Source organism: Tropicimonas sp. S265A (assembly GCF_049800835.1).
Lineage (GTDB): Bacteria > Pseudomonadota > Alphaproteobacteria > Rhodobacterales > Rhodobacteraceae > Dinoroseobacter.
On record NZ_JBNAFU010000003.1, the window covers coordinates 220,749 to 228,944 of the forward strand.

Annotated in this window: 9 protein-coding genes; 4 read left to right on the plus strand and 5 right to left on the minus strand. The window is 60.4% G+C overall.

Going from position 1 to position 8,196, the window contains the following annotated elements; all coding sequences use genetic code 11:
* Positions 1-19 precede the first annotated feature (19 nt).
* The 3 genes from ACP15N_RS11115 to ACP15N_RS11125 form a co-directional block, all read right to left on the minus strand.
* Positions 20-814 (minus strand): transporter, encoded by a 795-nt coding sequence (locus tag ACP15N_RS11115; RefSeq protein ID WP_425092342.1) that lies wholly within the window; start codon positions 812-814, stop codon positions 20-22.
* 134 nt (positions 815-948) lie between these two features.
* On the minus strand, positions 949-2,337 hold the full coding sequence (gene ahcY, locus ACP15N_RS11120) for an adenosylhomocysteinase (protein WP_425092343.1): 1,389 nt from the start codon (positions 2,335-2,337) through the stop codon (positions 949-951).
* 61 nt (positions 2,338-2,398) lie between these two features.
* A complete protein-coding gene (locus ACP15N_RS11125) occupies positions 2,399-2,620 on the minus strand; it encodes an S-adenosyl-L-homocysteine hydrolase (protein WP_425092344.1) in 222 nt (73 codons plus the stop codon).
* A gap of 315 nt (positions 2,621-2,935) precedes the next feature.
* Between ACP15N_RS11125 and ACP15N_RS11130 the strand changes: the two genes are divergently transcribed.
* Both ACP15N_RS11130 and ACP15N_RS11135 read left to right on the plus strand, forming a co-directional pair.
* On the plus strand, positions 2,936-3,532 hold the full coding sequence (locus ACP15N_RS11130; RefSeq protein WP_425092345.1) for a hypothetical protein: 597 nt from the start codon (positions 2,936-2,938) through the stop codon (positions 3,530-3,532).
* Positions 3,529-4,017: an N-acetyltransferase family protein gene (locus ACP15N_RS11135; RefSeq protein WP_425092346.1), complete on the plus strand. Its 489-nt coding sequence runs from the start codon at positions 3,529-3,531 to the stop codon at positions 4,015-4,017. The genes ACP15N_RS11130 and ACP15N_RS11135 overlap by 4 nt, the downstream gene beginning before the upstream one ends.
* A gap of 53 nt (positions 4,018-4,070) precedes the next feature.
* Here ACP15N_RS11135 and ACP15N_RS11140 read toward each other — a convergent pair whose 3' ends face one another.
* Both ACP15N_RS11140 and ACP15N_RS11145 read right to left on the minus strand, forming a co-directional pair.
* Positions 4,071-4,625 carry an ActR/PrrA/RegA family redox response regulator transcription factor gene (locus tag ACP15N_RS11140; protein ID WP_425092347.1) on the minus strand — a complete coding sequence of 185 codons (555 nt, stop codon included), beginning with the start codon at positions 4,623-4,625 and terminating at the stop codon, positions 4,071-4,073.
* An 87-nt stretch (positions 4,626-4,712) separates the two neighbouring features.
* Positions 4,713-5,333 carry an SCO family protein gene (locus ACP15N_RS11145; RefSeq protein WP_425092348.1) on the minus strand — a complete coding sequence of 207 codons (621 nt, stop codon included), beginning with the start codon at positions 5,331-5,333 and terminating at the stop codon, positions 4,713-4,715.
* A 90-nt stretch (positions 5,334-5,423) separates the two neighbouring features.
* On the opposite strand from ACP15N_RS11145, the gene regB reads away from it, so the two are divergent.
* On the plus strand, positions 5,424-6,815 hold the full coding sequence (regB, locus tag ACP15N_RS11150; RefSeq protein WP_425092349.1) for a sensor histidine kinase RegB: 1,392 nt from the start codon (positions 5,424-5,426) through the stop codon (positions 6,813-6,815).
* 78 nt (positions 6,816-6,893) lie between these two features.
* Positions 6,894-8,192: a PAS-domain containing protein gene (locus tag ACP15N_RS11155; protein ID WP_425092350.1), complete on the plus strand. Its 1,299-nt coding sequence runs from the start codon at positions 6,894-6,896 to the stop codon at positions 8,190-8,192.
* The last annotated feature ends 4 nt before the right edge of the window (positions 8,193-8,196 follow it).

The following is an 8,196-nucleotide window of genomic DNA, read 5'->3' on the forward strand; positions in this document are numbered from 1 at the left end:
AAGAATGAACTTCCCGGCGCTATTTCGGGAACAGGAACGTCAGGATAAACCGCGCGCCCCAGTCCTCCGGACCATTGGTCGCGCTTTCGGCCCAGTACCGTGCGCCCACACCGAGGCTCACGGGCTGACCGCCAAAACTTGTAAGCTTGGAGACAATGAAGTTGACCGGCACGGCCCATTCCTCGGCCTCCCAGTCATAGGTGGACTCAGAGTTGACCGTGAACGTCCATGCATTGGGCGTGTTGTAGGCAAGGAAAGGCTGAAGGAAGGTCGCGTTGATGTCGGTATCGCCGTCCACATCAACGATGTGGTTTGCCAGACCGCCAAAGGTCCAGGGCCCCTGCTGCTTCAGCGCAACGCCTGTCAGACCAACCCCCCATTCTCCGGCCCCGAACCGATCATCCGTAGACGTCGGAAGCAGAAAGACCGGCCCAACGCCCCAGGTCCATCCGGTTGATGTAAGAGCCTTGGGCGAGAAAAAGAAGCTTTGCACCGTATCTCCGAGGCCTTCTTTCGACCCGGACCCGGAAGGAATGCCATCTGTCGAAACAACCGGCAGGATCGTCCGGGAAATAACGTTCCAGTCATCGCTGATCGAGAACGGAATGACAGGCTGAATGTTCGTGGTCCAACGCGACCCACTGTCATCGGCACCGATATTCTCATCATAGTTCAACTGGATAGGCGCGCTGATCAGATCGGCAATCGGGTTCGACAATTGCTGCGCAAGTTCGGCACTTGAAGAGGCTTGCGCCCAAACGGGACCCGCTGCGAACGCCAAAAATGCCGCAGAAACGTGCGCGATAGACTTCATGTTGACCTCGAAAGAGTTGAGTGAGTTGTCCCCACTCTAAAAGGCAAGATCGCTCAAGTCATCCAACCGAACACAAAAAATACCGCGCAAGACGGGCCCGCGCGGTATCATTGATGACTTCGAAGTCCGTTGGATCAGTAGCGGTATTGGTCCGACTTGTAAGGCCCGTCGACAGTCACGCCGATGTAATCCGCCTGCTCTTTCTTCAGCTCGGTCAGCTTGGCGCCCACCTTCTCGAGATGCAGCTTGGCGACCATTTCGTCGAGGTGCTTGGGCAGAACGTAAACCTCGTTCTTGTAGTCCTCACCCTTCGTCCAGAGCTCAATCTGGGCCAGCACCTGGTTGGTGAAGGACGCAGACATCACGAAAGACGGGTGGCCCGTCGCGTTACCGAGGTTCAGCAGGCGGCCTTGGGACAGCAGGATCATCCGGTTGCCGGACGGCATCTCGACCATGTCCACCTGGTCCTTGATGTTGGTCCATTTGTGGTTCTTGAGCGCGGCGACCTGAATCTCGTTGTCGAAATGGCCGATATTGCCGACGATCGCCATATCCTTCATCTCGCGCATGTGCTCGATGCGGATCACGTCCTTGTTGCCTGTCGTGGTGATGAAGATATCCGCGTCCTTGACGGTATCTTCCAGCGTTACCACCTCAAATCCGTCCATCGCCGCCTGAAGCGCGCAGATCGGGTCGATCTCGGTCACCTTCACACGGGCACCCGCCCCGCGCAGGGACGCAGCAGAGCCTTTGCCGACGTCGCCATACCCGCACACAACGGCGACCTTGCCGGCCATCATCGTGTCAGTCGCGCGGCGGATCCCGTCGACCAGCGATTCCTTGCAGCCATACTTGTTGTCGAACTTCGACTTCGTGACACTGTCATTCACGTTGATCGCCGGGAACGGCAACTGTCCGTTGCGCTGCAATTCATACAGGCGATGCACGCCGGTGGTGGTTTCTTCCGATACGCCCTTGATCGCGTCGCGGGTCTTGGTGAACCAGCCCGGGCTTTCGGCCATCCGCTTCTTGATCTGGGCCTTGATGACCTCTTCTTCCTCAGATGTCGGCACCGGGATGATGTCTTCACCGGCTTCCGCGCGCGCCCCAAGCAGAACGTAGAGCGTGGCATCACCGCCATCGTCGAGGATCATGTTCGCGCCTTCGGGGAACATGAAGCTCTTGTCGAGGTAGTCCCAATGCTCCTCAAGAGTCTGTCCCTTGATGGCAAAGACCGGCGTGCCGCCTGCCGCAATGGCAGAGGCCGCGTGATCCTGCGTCGAGTAGATGTTGCAGGACGCCCAGCGCACATCCGCTCCAAGATCCACGAGCGTCTCGATCAGAACGGCGGTTTGAATGGTCATGTGCAGCGAGCCGACGATGCGCGCGCCGGTCAGCGGTTTGCTTTCCCCGTACTTCTCGCGCAGCGCCATCAGGCCCGGCATTTCGGTTTCGGCGATATCCAGTTCCTTGCGACCAAACTCGGCCAGCGAAATGTCTTTGACGATATAATCAAGCGCCATCTTCGACCTCATGTTTTGCTTGAGGGCGCGCTTAACAGGTTCGCTTTGAACAGACAACAAGTCAGGGTGCGAGCGCCGCCATAAGCTCCGGGCTTCGTCGATGCGGGGGCCAGGTCTGCCCATGATCGAGGACACACGCCAACCCGCTGTCCAGATATTGCACGAAGGTCCAGCTACCGGTCTGGGAATTGCGCCACACGGCTGCGCGACCGTCATCGCTTTCCTCGAATACGTGCTCGCCGTGCCAGTCGATCAGGGCAGCATCAAGCTCGTCGGCAAGCATACATGTGTCGTGGGATTGCGCAGGCGCAACACCCGGCAGAAGGCAAAGTAAAACTGCGAAACGTTTCAACATAATAGTCTCCGGGCACACTAAAAAACGACTCGTACCCCATCGTCATTATCCACCAAAAACGCGCCTTGTGGGGTCAAAGAGTGGTTATCACCCGAAGAATTCGTGGCTGGAGGCCGATCCCGGGGACAGATCGCTGTGGCACAGCCGGATTGTTTTCATGTGGGTACTGGTCGCAGGTCGTTGCGGATTTCGGCTCGCGCGCTAGAAATGAGCTCTCTGACGATGACAGAAGGTGCCTGTTCGATGGCCAAAGCCCCACGTGCCTGGCAGCGCATGCTCTCAGGGCGCCGTCTCGACCTGCTCGACCCGACCCCCGTGGATGTAGAGATCGAGGATATCGCGCATGGGCTCGCGTTCGTGGCCCGCTGGAATGGCCAGACCGCAGGGGACTACGCGTATTCGGTTGCCGAGCATTCGTTGCTGGTGGAGTCGCTTTATACCCGGATGGTGCCCGATGCGCCGGCGAAATGGCGGCTGGCTGCATTGCTCCATGATGGGCCCGAATACGTGATCGGGGATATGATCAGCCCGGTGAAAGCCGCTGTCGGGCCTGGGTACGGCGCCCTTGATGATCGGCTTGCAGCGGCGATCCACATCCGATTTGGTCTGCCCGCTATTCTTCCGAAAACCGTGAAATCGGCTATCAAACGGGCCGACAAGGTCAGCGCCTGGCTGGAGGCGACACAAATCGCCGGATTTTCAGAAGTCGAGGCGACAAAGTTCTTCGGGGCCCCGAAATCCGCCGTCATCGAAGGCCAGCACATTCTGTTGCGCCCACCCACGGAGGTGCGTGCGGCCTTCACGGCGCGCCACGCCGCCCTGATGGAGGCAATGGGATGATCCGCATCCGTCGCGCCGGGGATCTGGATGCGCGGAACATGGCCGATCTCCTGAACCGGATCATCGCGCGCGGCGGCGCCACAGCGTTCACTGAGCCTGTTTCTCGTGACACGCTGATGGCGTGGTTCAGAAAGGCGCCGGATCAGTCCGTCTGGCACATCGCCGAAGACGACGTCGGCGCGCTGCTTGGCTTCCAGTCCGTCGAACCGCATCCCGGGTTGCCGCCCGACGCGTGTGATATCGCCACGTTCGTGCGGATCGGCCAAACCGGCTTGGGGGTCGGATCACGGTTGTTCGAGACGACCGTCGAGGCCGCCAGAAACCTCGGCTATCGCTGGATCAACGCCACGATCCGCGCCGACAACTCGGGCGGGCTGACCTATTACCAAAGCCGTGGCTTCGAAACCTACGCGCATCATCCCGAAGTCCGGCTGGCAAACGGTCAGATCGTTGACCGTATCAGCAAGCGGTTCGACCTGACATGACCGCAAAAAAAGACCCGCGCTGCGGCGGGTCCTGATCCGGTCTTCCGAACGCCCTAGCGCGGGCTCCGCTTGGCCAGAATACGCTGCAAGGTCCGGCGGTGCATGTTCAAGCGTCGCGCGGTCTCTGACACGTTGCGATCACACAGTTCATACACCCGTTGGATATGTTCCCACCGGACGCGGTCGGCGCTCATCGGATTTTCCGGCGGCGGCGGCAACTCATCGGCTGAAGCCAGCAGAGCCGCAGTGATATCGTTTGCATCTGCGGGTTTCGACAGATAGTCGGTCGCGCCGATCTTGACGGCCGCAACCGCCGTCGCGATGGCACCGTACCCGGTCAGCACAACGATGCGTGCGTCGGGCCGCCGTTCGCGCAGCACTTCCACCACATCGAGGCCGTTTCCATCCTCAAGCCGCAGGTCTACCACTGCATAAGCCGGAGGACGCGCTGTTGCTATTGCCTTGCCCGCTGCGACCGATCCGGCCATCTCCGGCTCGAACCCCCGCTTCTCCATCGCTCTGGTGAGGCGCCGCAGAAAGGGCTCATCATCGTCAACCAAAAGCAGAGATGCATCTGGGCCGATGTCACGGGTCGGTCGGTCGTTCATAAGGTCCTCCCCTAAGGTGCGGCAAATTATCCGCTTATGGTCTATGATCTTCTTTAGACAGAAACATTCGTGCGGTCAAACGCCCGATCAGCTGGCTGCATCGATGAAACAGGCCGTTCTTTCAGCGATTTGTTGCGCGCTGTCTTCACGGCGGAAAAAATCTGCAAATCCCTGACCCGGCAGCATCAGGTATGTGAACGTCGAGTGGTCGACCAGGTAATACTCCGGATCACCCTCCTGCTTGCGGTAATACGTCTTGTAGGCACGGGATGCCTGCGCGACCTGGTCGTCTGTCCCGGTCAGACCCAGCATGTCCGGATGCATCGCGTCGGTAAAAAAGGCCAGCTGCTCAGGCGTGTCCCGGGCCGGATCGACAGAAATGAACACCGTGTTCACGTCATACCCCTCAGCCGCCAGAAGATCCGCTGCCTCGCCGTTGCGATACGCATCCAGCGGGCATACATCCGGGCAGAACGTGTAGCCGAAATAGACCAGCGTCGGGGCGTCGATCACATCGACCTCGGTCACCGTCGCGCCGGTTTCGGACACCAACTCGAACGGCCCCCCGATGGACGCGGTGCCGGTGGCCACAACACCGCCTCGACACTGCGCCAGCGGATCCGCAGGCGCGTTGAAAAACGCCATATACGCCGTCCCCGCCAACATAGCCGAGGTCAGCCCCACCGCCGTTATGACATAGACGTTCATTTCCCACTCCTGATCGCAAGCGCCTTGTGTCTTCAGGATGGGTCACTCTATGGTCGAAAACCAGCGACCTGTGACATTTCGCCCGAGAATATGACTGACAATTTCGCGAGCCAGGCCAGACAAGAGGATCGTGCGACCTGGGTCCGGCTTCGGACCCTGATCCTGTTGCGCTGGCTGGCAATCACCGGCCAGATTGTCACCATTGCGGTTGCCTCGCAAATCCTTGAGCTGCAACTGAATTACGGGCTTTTGTACCTCGCCATCGGGGCCTCTTTCATCGCCAACACCATCGCGATGTTCATCTACCCCGAAAACAAGCGCCTGTCCGAAAACGAGGCGATGCTGACGCTGATGTTCGATGTCTCGCAGCTGGCGTTCCTCCTCTACATGACGGGCGGCCTGAACAACCCGTTCGCGCTTCTGATCCTCGCGCCCGTCACGATCTCAGCCGCGACGCTTCGGCTGAAATCCACAATGATACTCGGGATCATGGCCCTTGCGCTGATCACGATTGTGGGGTTCTACCACGTGCCTCTACGCACGGCCGAAGGGTTCATTCTGCGCATGCCCGACATCCTGGCCTTCGGGTTCTGGATGGCCATTGTGATCGGGGTGCTGTTTCTGGGTGCCTATGCCTACCGTGTCACCGGCGAGACCCATTCCATGTCCGAAGCCCTCCTGGCAACGCAGATGGCGCTGGCACGCGAACAGAAACTGACCGACCTCGGCGGTGTGATCGCCGCCGCCGCGCACGAACTGGGAACGCCTTTGGCCACGATCAAACTGGTAAGCCAGGAGTTGTCAGAGGAGCTCGACGATCCGATCCTGCGCGAGGATGCGGAGCTTATCCGCGATCAGGCCGACCGGTGCCGCGATATCCTGCGCGACATGGGCCGCGCCGGCAAAGATGACTTGCACCTGAAAACCGCCCCCCTGTCCGCTATCGTGCGAGAGGCGGCAGACCCCCATTCCCAGCGCGGCAAGAGCCTGCATTTCGATATCTCGCCCGCGCCCGGCGGTGGCAATGAACAACCCACCATCCGCCGCCAGCCAGAGATCATTCACGGTCTGCGGAATTTCGTACAGAACGCGGTCGATTTCGCCGAGGCCAATGTCTGGATCGATGTGCATTGGACGGACGAGGTGATCCTGATCCGCATCATCGATGACGGCGAAGGCTACCCGACCCACCTGCTGGGGCGCATCGGCGATCCGTTCGTTCGCAAACGTCGCAGTCCCGCCGACCCGCGACGCCCGGGCTATGAAGGGATGGGATTGGGTCTGTTCATAGCCAAGACACTGCTTGAAAGGACCGGTGCCGAGTTGAGTTTTGCCAACGGGTCCGACCCCTTCCTTCCCAAGGAAGAACGCCCCGTCAGATCCGGTGCCATCGTGGAAGCGATCTGGCCCCGCGAGGGGATGGCCGAACCCCAGGAAGACCAGCGCCCCGCTTTGGGTGAGAACCAGAGGATCGAGGCTTAAGCCCGTTTTCATTAGATTTAACGGGCAATTAACCATTGTTGCGCAAGGTGCGCCGGTAATCTTTGAAAGGTGCCGGCGATGTTGGAACTGGATCTCACAGGATTTGCGACCCTGGTCGCCGTTTCTTTTCTGACCGCCGCAGCGGCACTCGCCGCGTTGCGCTTTCTCGGGCCGGACCCAGCCACGACGTCTCACTCCGACCAGGCCCTTGCCACACCCCCTGGCGCCGCAGTCAGCCCCGAAGTGTCCGCGGAACTTGATCGTTTGCGCGCCACGGTCGCCAACGTGCCTGTCCTTTTGTGGGTACAGTCCGAGGACGGCGCGATCAGCTGGGCCAACAAGGCCTATATCGACCGCGCCGATCAGTTGTTCCCCGACAAGGCGGGCACGTGGCCGCTGGCCCGGATCTTCAAGGCCACCTCGCTGGCGCACCCCGACACTGCCGGGTCGCGCCGCATCGCGGTGGAGGTGGAAACAGTCGAAAAGCATTGGTTCGATGTAGAAGGTTTCCGTGTCGGGGATGACTTTCTGTATTCCGCAACGCCGATTGACCTGACCATCAAGGCTGAACATAGCCTGCGCAGTTTCGTGCAGACCCTGACCAGTACCTTTGCGCATCTTCAGGTGGGTCTCGCGATTTTCGACAAGCGTCGCCAGCTTGTGCTGTTCAATCCCGCCCTGACCGACCTGACCACGCTGGAACCGGAATGGCTCAGCTCTCGCCCCTCGCTCGCAGAGGTGCTCGATCGCCTGCGCGACCGGAACATGTTGCCCGAACCCAAGGACTACAAGGAGTGGCGCAATCGTCTGACCTCGTTGGAGGCAGCAGCGAACCGGGGCGCATTCGAAGAAACCTGGGCCTTGTCCACCGGGCAGAACTTTCGCATTCGCGCCCGCCCGCACCATGACGGCGGCATCGCGATCACCATCGAGGATGTCTCCTCCGAGCTGTCCCTGACCCGGCGGTTCCGGTCCGAGATCGAGCTGGGACAGGGCGTGATCGACAGCGTGGCCCCCCCGCTTGCCGTGTTCAACGAAGGCGGCGTACTGGTCATGTCGAGCGCGGCCTATGACAGTTTCTTTTCCTATGAGTTCGGGCAGGAGTTGCGGCCGCAATCGGTCGTGGATGCAACAGCGCTCTGGCAGGAGGTGTTCGAACCCTCGCCTGTCTGGGGGGACATCCGCGACTTCGGCTGGACTGACCGCAGCCGGTCGCCTTGGGAAGACACGGTGTACCTGCGCGACGGGCACGTTCCCTACCGCTGTCGCATCTCGCCGCTCGCCGCGGGAATGACGATGGTTGCCTTCGACACGGTTGTGATCGAGCCGCGCAAGATCGCCCCCGTGGACTCGACGCCGCAAACCCTCGCCGGGTAATCGG